Raw genomic sequence first — 17,703 nt, 5'->3', positions numbered from 1 at the left:
CGAACGAATGGAGTCAGCAATGCCGAACGACCAGCGACCCTCGGTCGACCAGCTCATCGATGTCATCGCGAACAGCTCGGTGGGCATCACGGTCACCGACCGCTCCGGCGCCGTCGTCCTGCACAACCGGGCCCAGTCCGTGCTGATGGGCGGGGAGGCCGACCACCTGGGCGACCGCATCCTGCTCAACGGCTCGAAGGACGGCCTCAAGGAGCTGATCCAGCGCCTGGAGAAGGACCAGCGCGTGGAGAACGTCCAGGTCACCTACCGTGGCGTCGACGGCCGGCACGAGCAGACCGCCCGTGTGAACGCCGTTCTGACCGGCAGCGGCGCCGACACCCGCATCCACTGGGTGAGCCGACCGGAGCTGGGCGAGCGGCTCCCGGTCTCCAACAGCACCGTCGAGGACGTCACCTCCGACGCCTCGACCTGGATCCGCGCCGTCAACGCGCGCCCGCTGCCCACCCTGGCCCCCGCCAAGGACCAGGAGGACGTGCTGCGCGAGTTCTACGAGGTCGCCCCGGTGGCGATCCACCTGATCGGCGTCAACGGCCAGGTCATGCACGCCAACCCGGCGGACGTCGCCCTCGTCGGATACACCCCCTCGCCGAACGAGTACGTCGGTCAGCACATCCGCACCATCTACGAGGACCAGGGGCTGCTCGACGACTTCCTCGGCCGCTGGGACGAGGACTCGCCGATCATCAACTTCCGGGCCAACTTCCTCACCCGGGAAGGCGCCCCGCAGCCCGTGCTGATCTTCTCGACCGCCCAGGCCGAGGGCGGCAGCGTCACCAACACGCGGTGCTTCGTCTTCAGCGACCCGGAGCCGCAGCGCGAGCGTGACACCATCAGCGCCTTCGGCTGGCCGGCCTGACGTACGGCGGGCGGGCGCGGTCACGTACCGCGCCCGCCCGCTCCGCACTCGCCAGGTTTCCCGACCGGACCACACGACACCAGGGGTGGCTGTGTCCCACGTATTGGTCATATCCGGCAGCCCGTCAGCGACCTCCAAGACCGAAGCCATCGGCGACCACGTGGCGCGGCGCCTCGCCGAGTCCGAGTGGCACGTCGGGCATCTGAAGGTCCGCACCCTGCCGGCCGCACCGCTGATGAACGCCGACGCCACGGATCCCGCAATAGCCGGGGCCCTCGAACAGGTCGCCCGGGCCGATGGCATCGTCCTCGCCACACCGACGTACAAAGCGAGCTTCTCGGGCCTGCTCAAGACCTTCCTGGACCTGCTTCCCCAGTACGGTTTCCGGCAGAAGGCCGTGCTGCCACTGGCCACCGGCGGCAGCATGGCCCATCTCCTCGTCCTCGACTACGCCCTGCGGCCCGTGGCCGTCTCGCTGGGCGCACGGCACGTGGTGCAGAGCTTCTTCCTCCTCAACGAGCACCTCACCTTCCACGAGGGCGAGCCCCAGCTGCTCCCGGACGGCGCACGCCTCCTCGACGAGGTGATCGAGCAGTTCCGCAAGTCCCTGATCGCAGCGACCTGAGCCGGGCCGGACCGCGACGCTAGGCGGTATCGGGAGCCGCGAAGGCCGCCACCTCACCCTCGTGGAGCAGCACCACCGCCGCACAGGTGCACCGGCAGTACTCGACGCTGCCGACCGACGTGGCGTGGCTGGACATCAGCTGCCAGTCGGGCTGCTCCAGCCCGGTGCGGCACCCCCAGGCGGCCAGCGGGCAGGCCTCCGGGACCGGTGGACGGGCAACCTCGGCGGATGCGGTCGAAGGGGGCGTCACGTGGCGGCTCGCTGGGTCCCGGTCTCCTGGGCCCCGGCCTCCGGCGCGACTTCCTCACCGCCGTCTCCCAGCAGGGGCTGGGGCACGGCAGGTTCGGGCAAGGTGCGGAACAGCAGCCAGCTCAGGGCAGGCATCACGATGAGGGGCATCAGGGCCGTACGCAGCGACGTGGCATCGGCGATGCTGCCGATGATCGGGCTGGTCAGACCGCCGACGCTGACCATCAGGCCGAGAGTGATGCCGCTGGCCGTTCCCACGCGGGTGGGCAGATAGTCCTGAGCGAGCGTGACCTGCAGCGAGAACGGGACGTACAGGCCGATCGAGGTCAGCGCCACGAACAGGTAGATCGCCGGGCCCGGCACGAACACCACGCCGGCGACAGCGGCGGCCGTGACCAGGTACGCCGTGCTCACCACCGTGACCCGGTCCCAGCGGTGCGCCAGGTTGCTGCCGACGACCGTGCCGACGGCACCGCCGAGGTAGAGCACGAAGAGGGCGGCCGACCCGGCGACCGTACCGCCGCCCGTCTGCTCCCGGACGTGGAAGGCGATGAAGGTGCTCAGCCCGACGAACGCGATCGACCGGCACACCACCGCCAGTGACAGCCGGATGAACGAGTTCCAGTCGTCCCGGCCCTCCGTGGCCCCCTCGCCGCCGGCGGCCTGGGGCGCCTTCGCCAGCGCCCGCAGCACTGGCAGCGTCAGCACGCTGCCGACCAGCGCGGGCAGGATCAGCAGGGGGGACAGTCGCAGCCCGCCGGTGGCGATCACAGCGGTGACCAGCAGCGGAGCCGCGGAGAAGCCGACGTTGCCGCCCAGGGAGAACCACCCCATGGAGCTGTGGCGGCCCTTGCTGGCGACCCGCGCGAGGCGTGCGGATTCCGGATGGTAGGCGGCGACTCCGATGCCGGACAGCGCGACGAACAGCAGCGTGAGCGCGTACGAGCCGGTGATCCCGCTCAGCGCCACGCCGAGTCCGCCGAGCAGCGTACTCACCGGCAGCAGCCACGGGATGGGGTGCCGGTCGGTGAGCGCTCCGAAGAAGGGCTGCGCCACCGAGGACAGGAGGCTGGCGGCGAGCACGATGCCCGAGGCCGCGGCGTACGTGTAGGCGCGCTCGGCGACGAAGAACGGGACCAGGGCGGCCACGGCGCCCTGGTAGACGTCCACGCAGGCATGTCCCACCGACAGCAGCACGATCGACTTGTTCCTTGGCATAGCGCCATGGTCGGCCGTGGCCGCCATGCCGTACTTCCGATATTCTGCCAATCAATGAGGGAAATCCGCCATGAGTCGGTGGCGCCCACCAACGCCCGCTGGCTGGCCCCCGGCGCAGGTATCGACGCCCATCGCCACGACGACCACCAGATCGTCTACGCGGGCCGGGGCGTACTCGCCGTCACCACCGGCGCGGGCTCATGGACGGCCCCGGCCACCCGGGCGATCTGGGTACCGGCCGGCACCGTGCACTCCCACCACGCACAGGGCGAGCTCGAACTGCACCTGATCGGCCTGCCCGCCGACACCAACCCGCTCGGCCTGGACGAGCCGACCGTACTGTCCGTCGGCCCACTGCTGCGCGAGCTGATCCTCGCCTGCACCCGCGACCCGGCCGATGACGGCCCGGAACAACGCCGCCTGCGTGCCGTCCTCTGCGACCAGCTGCGGGTCTCCCCCCAGCAGCCGCTCCACGTGCCGACACCCACCGCGCCACAGCTCAAGGCGCTCTGCGAGATCCTGCACGCCGACCCGGCCGACAACCGCACTCTGGCAGCCCTGGGCAGACAGGTCGGCGCCAGCGAGCGGACGCTGTCCCGCCTGTTCAAGGCCGACCTGGGCATGACGTTCCCGCAGTGGCGCACCCAGCTGCGGCTCGGCCACGCCCTGGCGCTGCTCGCCCAGGACACGCCGGTGACGGTCGTGGCGCACCAGTGCGGCTGGTCCTCGGCCAGCGCGTTCATCGACATCTTCCGCCGCACCTTCGGCCACACACCGGGCCGCGCCGCGACCACGACCCGCCGCAATCACTGAGGGTGAACACGTACGTACCGTAAGCGGTCACCAAGGGGTATCGACGCGTCGGCAGGGCGGTCCCGTGCCGGAAATGATCCCCGAACGGGGAGGCAGGTGTGCGGGCGATTCGGGCGCAGGAGTACCGTCGGGGGCGCCCCCGGGCCGCGAAGTGAGGAGTTCGTTCACACCATGCCGTCATCCCCGACGCCGTTGCCGATGCCGTCCCCCGTGCCGTCCCGCCGGGCCCCGTCCCCCCAGCAGGACCTGCAGGGACACCCGAACCGGACCGCACTGGTCGAGGACCTGATGCAGCGCTTCCCGCACATCCCGCGCGAAGCGGTGATCAAGGAGGACCTGCTCCGGGGCGGAATGGCCTTCGACGACTCGGCGCTCAGCGACACGACCGACGAAGCGACCGGCGAGGTCAAGCCGAAGTCCTACTTCATCTTCTCCTTCGACCACCGCACGCTCCCCGAGCTGGGTGAGGCCGCACTGCGACGGCCCCCGGAGGAGGTCGTGCTCACCGGTGGCCCGTACGACCTGCGCCGTACCGTCGTCTCCGTACGCGTGAACCCGGACTCGCCCTACCGGGTGCAGGCCGGCGAGGACGGCGCCCTCGGGCTCTACCTCGACGGGAAGCGGATCTCGGACGTCGGCCTGCCGCCGATGCCGGACTACTACCGGCACACGCTGGCCAACGGCAAGTCGGTCATGGAGGTGGCACCTACCATCCAGTGGGGCTACCTGATCTACCTGACGGTCTTCCGGGTGTGCCAGTACTTCGGCGCCAAGGAGGAGTGCCAGTACTGCGACATCAACCACAACTGGCGCCAGCACAAGGCCGCCGGCCGCCCCTACACGGGAGTCAAGCCCGTCGAGGAGGTGCTGGAGGCGCTCCAGATCATCTCCGACCACGACACCCTCGGCGCCTCCAGCGCCTACACCCTCACCGGTGGCTCGATCACCTCCAAGGTGCAGGGCATGGACGAGGCGGACTTCTACGGGATGTACGCCAAGGCCATCGAGGAGCGGTTCCCCGGCCGCTGGACCGGCAAGGTCGTCGCGCAGGCGCTGCCCAAGGACGACGTCAAGCGCTTCCACGACTACGGCATCCGCATCTACCACCCGAACTTCGAGGTCTGGGACAAGCGCCTCTTCGAGCTGTACTGCCCCGGCAAGGAGCGGTACGTCGGCCGCGAGGAGTGGCACCGCCGGATCCTGGACTCGGCGGACGTCTTCGGGCCGCGCAACGTCATCCCGAACTTCGTCGCCGGCGTCGAGATGGCGGCGCCGTACGGCTTCAACACCGTGGACGAGGCCGTCGCCTCCACCACCGAGGGCCTGGACTTTTTCATGTCCAACGGCATCACCCCGCGGTTCACCACCTGGTGCCCGGAGCCGACCACGCCGCTGGGCAGGAGCAATCCGCAGGGCGCGCCGCTGGAGTACCACATCCGGCTGCTGGACGCGTACCGCTCGGCGATGCAGCGGCACGGCCTGTCCTCGCCCCCCGGCTACGGTCCGGCGGGCGCCGGCCGCGCGGTCTTCTCGGTCAGCTCCTTCATGGACACCCTGCCCGCGGAGGAAGGCGCCCCCGTCTCCGGCGAGTGACCGCGCAACGGATCACGCTCGGATAGCACCGGTCATGCGCTCCGGCTGCCCCAGGGCCGCCGGAGCGCATTCCACGTCCACACAACGGAAGAGAGCAGCAGTCATGGCCGTCATGCACCGCACCACCATCACGCCGACCAAGCTGGAACTGCTCAACTCCTGGCTGCCCGACCGCCCGTGGTACGACGGCGGCCCGGGCGGACCGAAGCTGGAGAAGGCGGGCGGCTTCCGGCTGGACGACCCGGAAGGTGAGGTCGGCATCGAGTTCATGGTCGTCACCGACGCCTCCGGTCCCCAGCTCGCCACGTACCAGGTCCCCCTCACCTACCGCGGTGCGCCGCTGGAGGGGGCGGAGCGCGCGCTCGTCGGCACGATGGAGCACGGTGTGCTGGGGAAGCGCTGGGCGTACGACGGCTGCCACGACCCGGTGCTGGTCGCCCAGTTGCTCGCGCTGATCGAGGGCCGAGCACAGGCCCAGGCTCAGAGCATCAGCAACACCCCCGACCGGGAGGTCACCGCCTCGTACACCGGCGAAGGCTCCCTCTCCACGAACTTCTCCCCCACTGCCGCCGACGACCGAGAAAGCACTGAGCTGGCTGCGCCGGACGGCGCGACCCTCCGCCTGCACCGCGTCCTGCAGCCCGCTCCGGACGCCCCGTTCGTCCCCGGGCCGGGGGTGATCGGCCACCTCACCGGTCACTGGAACCTGCCGGACGACGCCCGCGCCCGCGGAGTATTCGCCACCGTGCACGCCGGCAACCGGGCGTAAGCCTCACGACTGACCGGCCCGGTGTACCGCCACCCATCGGGCCGGCCGCTGTCGCCGTACGGTCACTACGCCGGCGTCACGGTGCCCACGGGGCCTCCACCGTCCAGGTGGTGTCCTCGGTGAACAAGGTGGGGGTGTCCCAGGCGTGTGTACCGCCCGGGGTGGCCAGCCGCAGTTCGCTGTCGTAGTGGCGCAGGTACTGGTCGGGGAAGTTGTACGCGGACAGCCGCACTCCCCCGTTGGCGCCCCGGACGGGGCAGAACGTGGCGTCGGCCCGGTACAGGTCGCCGCTGCCTGCCTCCTTGTAGACGCGGTACTCGCGGTGGCGCAGGTACTCGCCGGGGTAGTTGCGCGACTCGAAGGAGTAGCAGGTGCTGTTGGCGAGGCCGGGGACGATCTTCCACGTGGCGTCGTTCTTCAGCAGCCCGTCGCTGCCGCTGCCCACGACCTCGGTGAAGACGGCGCCGTCCTTGTGCCGCACGTACCGGTCGGTGAGGCCCGCTGTCGTCACGCGGAGCGACTTGTACTGTCCGGTGGGCAGGGTGACGGGTGCCGAGGGTGAGCGGGAGGCGTTGATGAGAGCCTGGTTGGCGGCCTTCACCCGGGCCTCGTCGACCTTGACGACCTGCCGGTCGTAGGTGAGCAGGCCGTTGGCCTCGTTCTCCACGTCGGTGATCTCGGTGTAGACCGCGGCGGAGAGCCCGCGTGGCATGCGGACCTCGCGGATCGCGTCCAGCAGGCCGACGAACCGGTTGTTGAGGTGGGCGGGGTCGGGCTGGTCCTCGTAGCTGAAGCCGCCGCCCGGGTACCACTCGTGCCCTGCCACCTTGTAGCCGAGGCCGCCGTACTCGCCGAGGACGGCGGCGCGGGTGGCGCTGGGCACGGTGGTGCCGGGGCCGACGTAGACGTGGTGGTCGACGACGTCGCCGTTGCCGCCGTCGACGGAGCCGCAGCAGTTGACACCGCTCATGTTGTCGACCAGGCGGGAGGGGTCGTACGCCTTGACGTGGTCGGCGATGCGGGCCTGGTCGTACTGGCCCCAGCCCTCGTTCTCGTTGACCCACAGCACGAGCGACGGGGAGCTGCGGTGCTGGTCGATGATGCGGTCGTACTCCGCCTCCCACTGGGTGCGGGCGGCCGAGTCCGGGGTGCGCAGGTCCATGGCGGGCATGTCCTGCCAGACCAGCAGGCCCAGCTTGTCCGCCCAGTAGAACCAGCGTTGGGGTTCCACCTTGATGTGCTTGCGGACCATGTTGAAGCCGAGATCCTTGTGTTTCTGCAGGTCGTACTTGAGCGCGGCGTCCGTGGGTGCGGTGTAGATGCCGTCCGGCCAGTAGCCCTGGTCCAGGGTGCCGGTCTGGAAGACGAACTTGCCGTTGAGTACGGGGCGCAGCACGCCGTCGACCTTCGCGACGCCGATCGAGCGCATGCCGGTGTAGCCGCCGACCGAGTCGACGGCCGACGTGCCGGACAGCAGGTCGGTCTTGACGTCGTAGAGGAAGGGGTCCTCCGGCGTCCACAGATGCGGGTCGGGAACCGGCACGGTGAATTCACTGCCGACCGGCCCGGTGGCGGTGCCCACCGTGCGGCCGCCCGTGGCGACCGTGACGCGGGCCTGATGGCCGTTGGTTCCGGCGCCGCGGACGGTGACCTTGAGGCGGTTGTTGGCGAGGTCGGGGACCATGTCGACGCGGGTGACGTGCGCGGCGGAGGTGGGCTCCAGCCACACCGTCTGCCAGATGCCGGACGCGGCGGTGTAGAAGATGCCGCCGCCGGGGTGCGGGGCGACGTCGTTGATGCGCTGCTTTCCGACGGCCTGGCCTCCGGTCTGGGTGGGGTCCCAGACGGAGACGACGACGGTGTTGGTGCCGCCGTTCAGCAGGTCGGTGATGTCGTAGGAGAAGGCGTCGTACCCACCGCTGTGCGTGGCGCCGGCCTGCCGGCCGTTGACCCAGACGGTCGTACGCCAGTCACTGGCGCCGAAGTTGAGCTGGACGCGGCGGCCGTTCCAGTCCGACGGCACGGTGAAGGTGCGCTTGTACCAGAGCTTGTCGTTCTGCGTGATCTTCCGCTGGATGCCGGAGAGCGCGGACTCGGCAACGAACGGTACCCGGATCTGCTCGGACCAGGTCGTGGGCTGCCCCGCGTCCTTGCCGGTCACCGCGAAGTCCCAGATGCCGTTGAGGTTGGCCCAGTCGGGGCGGGTGAGCTGGGGGCGCGGGTACTCCGGCAGCGGCTTGTCGGTGGGGACCCGGTTCGTCCACGGGGTGGTCATGGGCGAGGGCTTGGGGGTCCAGGCCCGGGGTGCGGCGGCCGCGGTGCCGGAGGCAGCCAGGGACGTGCCCATCAGGGTGAGCGCGGCCAGTGCGGTGGTGGCCCGTTGGGCCCACCGTCTGAGCCGGGCAACGGCGGAACGACGTGCGGCTGAGCTACGCATCGTGACTCCTTGCGGGGTGGGGTGGGAGACGTGCGCGTGCGAGAGTGGCCGGGCCGCGCCCAGGTCTTCACATCAGCTGCCGCCTGCGGCCGAGCCAGGTCTGGGCGATGACCACCACGGCCAGGAAGGCACCGCTGACGACCTGCTGGTAGGAGGAGTCCAGCGAGCCGATCTGGTTGATGACGTTCTGGATCACCTTCAGGAGCAGGACGCCGACCAGCGAGCCGCTGATGTAGCCGAGGCCGCCGGTCAGCAGGGTGCCGCCGATGACGACGGCGGAGATGGCGTCCAGCTCCATGCCGTTGCCGAGGATGGTCACGCCGGAGGCGAGCCAGGCGGCGTTGAGCGCGCCGGCCAGCCCGGCCAGCACACCGGACAGCGAGTAGACAATGATCTTGGTGCGGGCCACCGGGGCACCCATCAGTGCCGCCGCGTCCTCGTTGCCGCCCACCGCGTACACATGCTGGCCGAACCGGGTACGGCGCAGCACGACGGCGCCCGCGACGAACAGGGCCAGCATGATCCATACGGGGTTGCCGAGGCCGAGGGTGGTGCCCTGGCCGAGTTCGGCGAGGAGGGATCCCTTGCCGATGAGGTAGGTGTCGGCGCCCTCGTCCGTGAGGGCCAGCAGCAGGCCGCGTGCTCCGAGCATGGCGGCCAGAGTGACGATGAAGGGCGCCAGCCGGGAGCGGGCCACCAGCAGCCCGTTGACGAGGCCGATCGCGCCGCACACCACCAGCGGCAGCAACAGGGCGATCAGGGATCCGTGGCGTGCGCCCCAAGCGGCCAGCACACCGCCGAGGGCGAACAGGGAGCCGACGGACAGGTCGATGCCGCCAGTGATGATCACGAAGGTCATGCCCAGGGCGACGACGGCGAGGAACGCCGAACTCGTCGCCATGTTGGCGATGTTGTCGCCGGTGGCGAAGGAGTCGAGCCCGAACGACGCCGCCAGGAAGACGATCACCAGGACGGCCAGCGCACCGTGTTGCTGGCCCAGCGCGCTCAGCCGCTCGGAGCGGGCGTATCCGGCCGGTTCGGATCCGCCCGTCGGTTCGTTGCTCGCCGTGGTCACGGGCGTACCCGTCTCCGTGGCGGTCATCGCTTCCCCCGTCCCCGTGCGGCGTAGACCGCACACACGATCACTATGGCCTGGGCGATCTGGGTCCACGAGGGGGGCAGATCGTGCTTGATGAGGGTGGCGGTGAGCAGCTGGATGAGGACGGCTCCCGCCACGGTGCCGCCGATGTTGACCCGGCCGCCGCTCAGCGGGGTGCCACCGACCACGACGGCGGTGATGGCGGAGAGTTCCATCAGGTTGCCGAGGGAGGTCGGGTCACTGGCCTGGAGCCGGGCGGTGGCGAGGACGCCGGCCACGGCCGCGAGCAGCGCGGAGAGTACGTACACCACGATCAGCACGCGGCGTACCGGCAGGCCGGCGAGCTGGGCCGCGGGGCGGCTGTCGCCGATGGCGAGGAGGCGGCGTCCGAAGGTGGTGCGGCGCACCACGAAGGCGACCAGCAGCGCCAGGACGGCGGCGATCAGGATGAGGTAGGGAATGCCCACGATGTCGGCGGAGCCCAGGGAGGCCAGCGCGGGGTTGTGGAGGTCCTTCAGCTGCGGCAGCAGCACCAGGGCGATGCCCCGGCCGCCGACCATGAGGGCCAGGGTGGCCACGATGGGCTGTACTCCCACCAAGGCGACCAGCGCCCCGTTGGCCAGGCCGACGCCGGCGGCGAACAGTGCCACCACCAACAGAGCCGGAAGCAGGCCGTAGCCGAGGTAGAGGGCCGTCACCGAGGCCGCCAGTGCCATCACGGCACCGACCGACAGGTCGACGCCTTCGGTGCCGATGACCAGGGCCATGCCCAGCGCGACGATGATGACCGGGGCGACCTGCACCGCCTGCGTACGGAAGTTCTCCGCGGACAGGAAGTGCGGTGTGATGACGATGTTGACGACCAGCAGCAGTGCCACGCCGGCGTACACGCCGTAGGTCTGCAGCCATTGCAGGACGCGTGCCTTGTCCAGTGGAGCGATCCGCACGGTGGCTTCAGCCATCGGTGGCCGCCTTCCCGACCGCGTCCGGCGCCGGAGCATCCCCGGCGATGGTCCGCATCAGCTTGTCCTCGGTGACGTCGTCGCCGGTGAGTTCGCCGACGACCGCACCGTCCTTCAGTACGACCACGCGGTCGGACCCTTCGATCAGTTCCTCCAGGTCGGAGGAGATGAGCAGGACGCCCAGGCCGTCAGCGGCCAGTTCGTCCACGAGTTTCTGCACCTCGGCCTTGGCGCCGACGTCGATGCCCCGGGTGGGCTCGTCGAGCAGCAGCACCTTGGGATTCATCGCCAGCCAACGGGCCAGGAGCACCTTCTGCTGGTTGCCGCCGGAGAGTTCGCCGACCTTCTGGTGCGGCGAGGACGCCTTGATCCGCAGCCGCTCGACGAACGTGTCGACGACGCTGTCCAGGCGGGCCTCGGAGACCAGTCCGAAGCGCGAGAGGCGGGGCAGGGCGGCCAGCGCGATGTTCTCGCGGACGGAGAGGCCGGGGACGATGCCTTCGCTTTTGCGGTCCTCGGGCAGCAGGCTGATGCCCGCCCGGATGGCGGCGGGGGTGGAGCCGCCCCGCAGCGGGACGCCGGCCACCATGACGCTCCCCGAGCGCACCGGCAGGGCGCCGGAAATGGCCTTCGCCGTTTCGGTGCGTCCGGAGCCGAGCAGCCCGCCCAGTCCGACGACCTCGCCCGGCCGGATGCGTACGGAGACGTCGTGCAGCTTGTGCGCGACGCTCAGGCCGTCCGCTTCCAGCACTGGCCGGGTGTCGGCGACATGGTGATCGCCGGCGAACTTCGTCAGCCCCTCCTTGCGCACCTCGCCCAGCTCCCGGCCGAGCATCGTCGACACCAGCGTCAGCCGGTCGAGGCCGGCCAGGTCGCCGTGGTGGACGCGGCGGCCGTCGCGCAGCACGGTGACCGTGTCGCACACCGCGTACAGCTCGTCGAGGCGGTGGCTGACGTAGACCACGGCGATGCCGTCGTCGCGCAGCCGACGGATCACCGAGAACAGGGTCTCCACCTCGCGCGGTTCGAGGGAGGAGGTCGGTTCGTCCATGATGACGATTCGCGCGTCGGTCGCCACCGCACGGGCCAGCGCCACCATCTGCTGAGCGCCGACGCCGAGGGTACGCAGCGGCTGCCGGACGTCCACCCGTACGCCGTAGGTACGCAGCGTCTCCCCGGCCTCCCGGTGCATACGGGCGAAGTCCAGCAGGCCCAGCCGGGTGCGTGGCTCGCGGCCCAGGAAGAGGTTGCGGGCCACGCTCAGCAGCGGGATGAGGTTGACCTCTTGGTAGATGGTCGAGATGCCGGCCTTCTGGGCCTCCAGCGGGGTGGCGAAGGAGACCTTGCGGCCCTGGAAGGTGATGTCCCCCGCGTCGGGCCGGTGGACGCCGGTGAGGAGCTTGATGAGAGTCGACTTGCCGGCGCCGTTCTCGCCGATCAGGGCGTGGACCTCACCGGGACGCAGGGTGAGGTCCACGTCGTCCAGGGCCCGGACGCCGGGGAAGGACTTGCTCAGTCCGCGGACGGCGAGGACTTCGGCCGGGGCAGACACCTGTGCCTCCTGAAAGGGGTGGTGAGGCTGGCGGGAAGGGAAAGGGGCGGGGCGGGGCGGGCAGGGCCACGAGCGGCCGGGCCCTGCCGGGCGTCAGTACGCCTTGCCGATGTCCTGCTTGGCGTTGTCCGCGGTGTAGGCGCTGTCCTGGATGACGACGTCCTGGGGCACCTTCTCGCCCTTGGTGAAGGTGTCCAGCGTCTGGAACGCCAGCGGCCCGAACCGCGGGTTGGATTCGACGACACCGCTGATCCAGCCGTCCACGACGCCCTGGACCGCGCTGCGGGTGCCGTCGACCGTGACGATCTTGATGTCACCGGACTTCTTGCCCGCTCCCTTGAGCGCGGCCATCGCGCCCAGGCCCATCTCGTCGTTCTCCGCGTAGATGCCCTTGATCCCCGGCTTGGACTGGATGAGCTGCTCGGTGACCTGCTGGCCCTTCTCGCGGGTGAAGTCACCGGTCTGCTCGAAGACGACCTTCAGGCCCGGGGCCTTCTTCTCGATCTGCTCCTTGAACCCCTTGGTGCGTTCGGTGGTGACGTTGTTCCCCGCGGAGCCGAGCAGGATCGCGACCTCTCCCTTGCCGCCGGTCGCCTCGATCATCTGGTCGGCGGCGCGCCGGCCCTGCTCGACGAAGTCGGAGGCGATGAAGGAGACGTAGTCCTTGCAGGCAGTGGCATTGATCTTGCGGTCGATCGTCACGATCGGGACCTTCTTGGCGGCGGCCGCCTTCAGCACCGGGTCCCAGCCGTCGGAGTTGAGCGGTGCGATGACCAGCAGGTCGACGCCCTTGGCGAGCAGGTCCTGCACGTCGCTGATCTGCTTGGAGAACTGCGACTGGGCGTTGGCCGTCAGCAGCTTGACGCCGCGTCTGGAGGCTTCGTCCTTGATGGACTTCGTCTCGGCGATGCGGAACGGGTTGGCCTCCTTCTCCGACTGGGAGAAGCCGACGGTCGCGCCCTTCAGGTCCAGCTTCTTGGCGCCGTAGGCGTCGATGGTGCAGCTCTTGCTGCCGGGCTTCGGCGTGACGACCTTCTGCCCGGCGTCGGCGGCCGACGAGGACTTTTTGCCGTCCGACACGTCGTCCTCGGACTTCGCGCAACCGGTGGCGGCCAGGGCCACCGCGGCGGCGACGACCAGGAGCGCAGGACGGGCGAGGAGGTGAGGGCGGTGAGTGGTGTGCTGCATGAAGACCCCGTTCCGGGTGCCGCTGAGAGGAATTGGGGAAGCCGAACGACGAGCGGAAGTGGTGCTTCTCCCCCAGGCGTTGGACGTTGTTCGGTCCGTCGCAAGGGGTTTTTACATCGTTGGAAGGATGCTGTAAACCCTTCGTGCACGACACGCGGGCTTCGGCAGGCAAGTTGCCGACCGTCGGCGGCCGTTGGCGCGGCGCTCAAGCACGCCGGCCGTCACTCGCCGTACGGCGCCCCAGCGTGCTCTCCCGCTCGACGAGACGGTGGCTCGCCCGGATGCGCCGGTGCTCGGGCGTCCTGCCGCTGAGCCGCGCGAGCACCGACTCCACCGCGAGCCGGCCGATGGCTCCCTTGTCCGGCGACACGGACGTGAGCGTCACCGTGCCGAAGCGCCCCTCGACCACGTCGTCGAACCCGGCCACCGCGACGTCCTCGGGCACGCGCAGCCCCCACTCGTGGAGCACCCGCATCGCACCGATGGCCATCGGGTCGTTGTAGGCGAAGACCGCGTCGGGACATCGCCCGGCCCGCAGAATGCCGGTCATGGCCGCGGCGCCGTCCGCGAACCCCCAGCCGTCGGTGACGGCCGCGAGCCGGTCGTCAGCGGTCAGGCCCGCGGCGGTCAGCTCCTCGCGCCAGCCGCGCACCCGCAGTTCGGCGGGCTCGCTGCGTCCGCGCCGGGCACCGATGAACGCCACCTCCCGGCGTCCCAGGGCGACCATGTGGCGGACGGCGGCGCGGGCCGCCGCGACGTTGTCGATGGCGATGTGGTCGTACGGCAGGTCGTATTCGCGCTCGCCGAGCAGCACGAGCGGCGCGTCCTCCGCGCGGTCGCACAGGTCCTCGGCCTCCAGCTCGATGGGGCTGAGGATCAGTCCGTCGATGACCCGTGCCCGGAAGGCCTGGCTGACCAGGACCTCCTGTTCGCGGCGGCCGCCGGTGTGATCCAGCAGCACGATGTAGTCGTGCTCGGCGGCCGCGTCGATGACCGCGGCGGCAAGCTCGGCGAAGTAGGGGTTGCCGAACTCGGGCAGCGCCAGGGCGATGATGCCCGTACGCCCCTTGCGGAGGTGCCTGGCCGCGAGGTTGGGCCGGTAGCCGAGCGCGTCGATGGACCGCTGGACGCGCTCGCGCATCGCCGGTGTCACGTGCGGGTAATCGTTCACCACGTTCGAGACGGTCTTGATGGAGACCCCCGCGTGCGCGGCGACGTCCTTGAGGCTGACCCGCACGTCGATCCCTTCCCGAACGGCCCGATTCCGGTGGCCGGTGCGGGTCCCATGGCAGTCACCATCGTGAGCCGTGCGCCAAGCCTCGGTGCGCAGTTTTACAACGTTATACGGCTCGCGTGTCGCGCTGGCAAGACGATGAGCCAGGTCCGTGCGATGCCGCTGTCAACCGCTCACTCGAAGAACTTGATGCTCCAGCCGGTGTCGGTGTTCGGCCCCGGGACGTTGGCGCGGCTGTAGGTGCTGTTGCCCCACCAGGTGAACGTGCCGGTGTACCAGTACCGGTTCTCCCACGAGTACGGCGTTCCCTTCGGCACCGCGTGGAACATCAGGGGGAATTTCGGGCCCGCGGGCGGGCTGGTGTTGATGTCGCCGTTGAGCAGGACGAAGCTGTGGTGACCCGGGCCGTTGACGTACAGGGTCGGGTCCCAGCCGGACATCATCGTCGCGCGGTGGGAGCCGAACAGGCAGCCGTTCGACTTGTACCAGTCCCACACGTAGGTCGGGTCGCCGCCGGCCCGCAGACGCAGGTCGGCGAGGCAGTACTGTTCACTCCAGCTGCCGTTGGCGGAGTACACGATGTGCAGCTGCCCGTTGGGGTCCTTGATGGCTTCGGGCGCCTCGTTGATGAACGGGTTGCCGACCACCCGCTCCCAGCTCTCCCGCGGCTGCGAGATGACGTACCGGGCGCCGGTAGGTGCGGTGGGGCTGCTCATCCGGGCGATGTAGAGGTTCTGCTCGACGTTGGTGTCACCGGCCCAGCCCGACCAGACGAACCAGCGCTGCCCGTTGAAGGTGAACAGGGTCCCGTCGATGGCCCACTTGTCGTCCGGCAGCGCCAGCTTCGTCTCGGCACCGTAGCCGCTGTCCGCGGCGGCAGAGCTGATGACGTACATCCGGTGCGCCGCACCACGGCCGGCCGAGAAGTAGATGTGGTACCGGCCGCCGTCCCGCACGATCTCCGGAGCCCAGACCTCCCCGAGGCCGCGGGCGTCCGACCAGACCTGCCGGGCGGGCGCCGAGGCGAGATCGGCGGTCGAAGGGGCCTGCCGCACGGCGATGCCGCCACCGGTCGACTGTACGGAGATGTAGGTGCTGTCGACCCGGATCACGCTCGGGTCGGCGGCCCGGAGGCCGGTCTGATCCGCCCGGGCCGGTTCGGCGGACGACAGCGACAGCACGGTGGCGAGGACGCCGGCCAGCACGAAGGCGGCGGCGCCGGACAGACAACGAGAAAGCTTCATGGTCCCGTCCCATCGATTAGGCCTCTCCCATGCTGCTTTACATCGATGGAAGAGGGGCTTCGACAGCATTGCGACTCGCACTGGACATGTCAACGCATCGGAGAATGCGGGGCGTTGGGTCATTCACCCGCTACGGGGGATGCCGCCCGGCGCCATCTGCTGCTCAATGACGTGCACCCCCTATAGAGGGAGGCACATGATGACCGAGGCCGGGCCCATACAGCTGCTGGTGATCACCTTCGGCGCGGATGCGGCGTTCGAGGGGCGGATCCTCCAAGAACTGGAAGAGCTCACGGCTGCGGGCCAGATACTCGTCCTGGATCTCCTGGTCGTGCGGAAGGACACCAACGGTGATCTCGCCGCCCTCGGCTATCAGGCCGAAGGGATGGGTGACACGATCAGCGCGCTGCTCGGACTCGCACCGGGCAGCATGCGGGAAGCGGAGAAGGCGTTTCCCTCGCTGGCCCCGGGGCGTGCCTTCGGGGTGGCCGCGGACGACATCCGGGAACTCGCGGAAGCGCTGGATCCAGGTGCCACAGCGGGTTTCCTCCTCCTTGAACACCGGTGGGCGAGGAAGCTGAAAGGTGCGATCCGCGAGCAGGGCGGCGTTCCGCTCGCGGAGGGCTTCCTCACCGAGGAGGCGATGGCCCCCGTAGCCGCTGAGCTGCTCGCCGCCGCCGCGCGCCTCGACGAAGGGGCGGCAGGAGAACCAACGGAACGGACGACTGAACCCGCGACCGAACCGGCGACCGAACGGACGACGGGTGAATCCGCGGGCGGGATCACCGTCGACACCACCGACGAAACGCACAGGGCCGACGCCCGGCCCGTGGCCCAGGAGGTTCCCATGACCGGACTCGTGGTGCTCGGCTTCTCCGACAAGGAAAAGGCCGAAGCCGTCATGCGTCTCAGCAGCCAGCTCTCCCGTGAAGAGCTGCTCGACCTGGAGGATGCCGCGCTGGCGTGGCGCAGCCAGGACGGCAAGGTGCACGTCGAGCAGGCCCACAACACCACCGCCAAGGGAGCGGCCGTGGGTGCCCTGTGGGGAACGCTGTTCGGCATGCTCTTCCTGATGCCGGTCTTCGGTGCGGCGGCGGGCGCGGCGACCGGCGCCGTCGCCGGCAAGCTCCGGGACGTCGGCCTCAACGACGCGTTCATCAAGGAGACGGCCGGCGCCCTGGAGCCCGGGCGTGCCGCGGTCTTCGCGCTCGTACGGAAGTCCACTCCCGACCGGGTGCGGGAAGCCCTCCGCCCCTTCAACCCCACGGTTCTGCACACCTCGCTCACCAAGGAACGCGAAGACGAACTCATCGCCGCGCTCCACGGAGTGTGACCGCCGGCAAGCGAAAGGAAGGAGAAGTCCATGAGCGGTTCCGTCACCCTCGCGTACGACTATCCGCTTCTCGGGGTCTTCTGGACCACGTTCGTGCTGTTCATGTGGGTGCTGTGGTTCTTCCTGCTCTTCCGCGTCATCGGCGATGTCTTCCGTGACGACGAGCTGAACGGGTGGGCCAAGGCGGCCTGGATCGTCTTCGTACTCGTGCTGCCCTTCATCGGTGTCCTCATCTACGTTCTCGCCCGGGGCCGCGGCATGGGCCGGCGCGAGGTGAACAGGGCACAGGCGCAGCAGGAGGCCTTCGACAACTACGTCCGCCGGACAGCGGCGACCGGCACGTCCCGGGCCAGCCAGGCCGACGAGCTGGCGAAGCTCTCCCGGATCAGGGAGCGCGGCGACATCTCTGACGACGAGTTCCAGCGGGCGAAGGACAGGATCCTGCACTGAACTCGGTCATGCACTGACACCGGTCGCACCGGCCGCTGCTCTGTCCTGGCGCGGCCTTCC

16 protein-coding genes are annotated in these 17,703 nt (G+C 69.8%); 7 read left to right on the top strand and 9 right to left on the bottom strand.

Going from position 1 to position 17,703, the window contains the following annotated elements:
• Positions 1–19: 19 nt before the first annotated feature.
• Both ABZ840_RS06530 and ssuE read left to right on the top strand, forming a co-directional pair.
• Positions 20–877 carry a PAS domain-containing protein gene (locus tag ABZ840_RS06530; RefSeq protein WP_361554281.1) on the top strand — a complete coding sequence of 286 codons (858 nt, stop codon included), beginning with the start codon at positions 20–22 and terminating at the stop codon, positions 875–877.
• A 91-nt stretch (positions 878–968) separates the two neighbouring features.
• Complete coding sequence (gene ssuE / locus ABZ840_RS06525; protein WP_361554278.1) at positions 969–1,502, top strand: NADPH-dependent FMN reductase; 534 nt, start codon at positions 969–971, stop codon at positions 1,500–1,502.
• Positions 1,503–1,521: 19 nt separating this feature from the next.
• Here the strand turns inward: ssuE and ABZ840_RS06520 are convergent, their stop codons facing one another.
• Both ABZ840_RS06520 and ABZ840_RS06515 read right to left on the bottom strand, forming a co-directional pair.
• The gene (locus tag ABZ840_RS06520) at positions 1,522–1,752 is read right to left on the bottom strand and encodes a hypothetical protein (RefSeq protein WP_361554275.1); all 231 of its coding nucleotides are present in this window, start codon (positions 1,750–1,752) and stop codon (positions 1,522–1,524) included.
• Positions 1,749–2,969: an MFS transporter gene (locus tag ABZ840_RS06515; RefSeq protein ID WP_361554272.1), complete on the bottom strand. Its 1,221-nt coding sequence runs from the start codon at positions 2,967–2,969 to the stop codon at positions 1,749–1,751. The genes ABZ840_RS06520 and ABZ840_RS06515 overlap by 4 nt, the downstream gene beginning before the upstream one ends.
• 54 nt (positions 2,970–3,023) lie before the next feature.
• Here ABZ840_RS06515 and ABZ840_RS06510 point away from each other — a divergent pair, with 54 nt between their 5' ends.
• The 3 genes from ABZ840_RS06510 (at position 3,024) to ABZ840_RS06500 (ending at position 6,144) form a co-directional block, all read left to right on the top strand.
• Positions 3,024–3,782: a helix-turn-helix transcriptional regulator gene (locus ABZ840_RS06510; protein ID WP_361554269.1), complete on the top strand. Its 759-nt coding sequence runs from the start codon at positions 3,024–3,026 to the stop codon at positions 3,780–3,782.
• Positions 3,783–4,070: 288 nt separating this feature from the next.
• Positions 4,071–5,375, top strand: a complete 1,305-nt coding sequence (locus ABZ840_RS06505; protein ID WP_361555365.1) for a radical SAM protein — start codon at positions 4,071–4,073, stop codon at positions 5,373–5,375.
• A gap of 103 nt (positions 5,376–5,478) precedes the next feature.
• A complete protein-coding gene (locus ABZ840_RS06500; RefSeq protein WP_361554267.1) occupies positions 5,479–6,144 on the top strand; it encodes a 1,4-alpha-glucan branching protein in 666 nt (221 codons plus the stop codon).
• Between the two features lie 76 nt (positions 6,145–6,220).
• Here ABZ840_RS06500 and ABZ840_RS06495 read toward each other — a convergent pair whose 3' ends face one another.
• From ABZ840_RS06495 to ABZ840_RS06465, 7 genes are all read right to left on the bottom strand, one after another.
• Complete coding sequence (locus ABZ840_RS06495) at positions 6,221–8,491, bottom strand: AbfB domain-containing protein (protein ID WP_361555362.1); 2,271 nt, start codon at positions 8,489–8,491, stop codon at positions 6,221–6,223.
• A 157-nt stretch (positions 8,492–8,648) separates the two neighbouring features.
• Complete coding sequence (locus tag ABZ840_RS06490) at positions 8,649–9,683, bottom strand: ABC transporter permease (RefSeq protein ID WP_361554264.1); 1,035 nt, start codon at positions 9,681–9,683, stop codon at positions 8,649–8,651.
• Complete coding sequence (locus ABZ840_RS06485; RefSeq protein WP_361554261.1) at positions 9,680–10,642, bottom strand: ABC transporter permease; 963 nt, start codon at positions 10,640–10,642, stop codon at positions 9,680–9,682. The genes ABZ840_RS06490 and ABZ840_RS06485 overlap by 4 nt, the downstream gene beginning before the upstream one ends.
• Entirely contained in the window at positions 10,635–12,194 is a 1,560-nt protein-coding gene (locus ABZ840_RS06480; protein ID WP_361554258.1) for a sugar ABC transporter ATP-binding protein, read from the bottom strand. The genes ABZ840_RS06485 and ABZ840_RS06480 overlap by 8 nt, the downstream gene beginning before the upstream one ends.
• Positions 12,195–12,287: 93 nt before the next feature.
• Positions 12,288–13,382 (bottom strand): ABC transporter substrate-binding protein, encoded by a 1,095-nt coding sequence (locus tag ABZ840_RS06475; protein ID WP_361554255.1) that lies wholly within the window; start codon positions 13,380–13,382, stop codon positions 12,288–12,290.
• Between the two features lie 205 nt (positions 13,383–13,587).
• Positions 13,588–14,619 (bottom strand): LacI family DNA-binding transcriptional regulator, encoded by a 1,032-nt coding sequence (locus ABZ840_RS06470; protein WP_361554252.1) that lies wholly within the window; start codon positions 14,617–14,619, stop codon positions 13,588–13,590.
• Positions 14,620–14,789: 170 nt separating this feature from the next.
• Positions 14,790–15,860 carry a glycoside hydrolase family 43 protein gene (locus ABZ840_RS06465; RefSeq protein ID WP_361554249.1) on the bottom strand — a complete coding sequence of 357 codons (1,071 nt, stop codon included), beginning with the start codon at positions 15,858–15,860 and terminating at the stop codon, positions 14,790–14,792.
• Positions 15,861–16,059: 199 nt separating this feature from the next.
• Here ABZ840_RS06465 and ABZ840_RS06460 point away from each other — a divergent pair, with 199 nt between their 5' ends.
• Together ABZ840_RS06460 and ABZ840_RS06455 are read left to right on the top strand one after the other, a co-directional pair.
• Positions 16,060–17,193, top strand: coding sequence for a DUF1269 domain-containing protein (locus tag ABZ840_RS06460; protein WP_361554246.1), 1,134 nt, complete (start codon positions 16,060–16,062; stop codon positions 17,191–17,193).
• A 30-nt stretch (positions 17,194–17,223) separates the two neighbouring features.
• Entirely contained in the window at positions 17,224–17,643 is a 420-nt protein-coding gene (locus ABZ840_RS06455; RefSeq protein ID WP_361554243.1) for a PLDc N-terminal domain-containing protein, read from the top strand.
• Positions 17,644–17,703 lie beyond the last annotated feature (60 nt).

The sequence above is a fragment of the Streptomyces sp. NPDC047117 genome, assembly GCF_040643545.1.
Lineage (GTDB): Bacteria > Actinomycetota > Actinomycetes > Streptomycetales > Streptomycetaceae > Streptomyces.
Note: the sequence above shows the minus strand (reverse complement) of the source record. Positions and strands in the feature narration are given on the sequence as shown.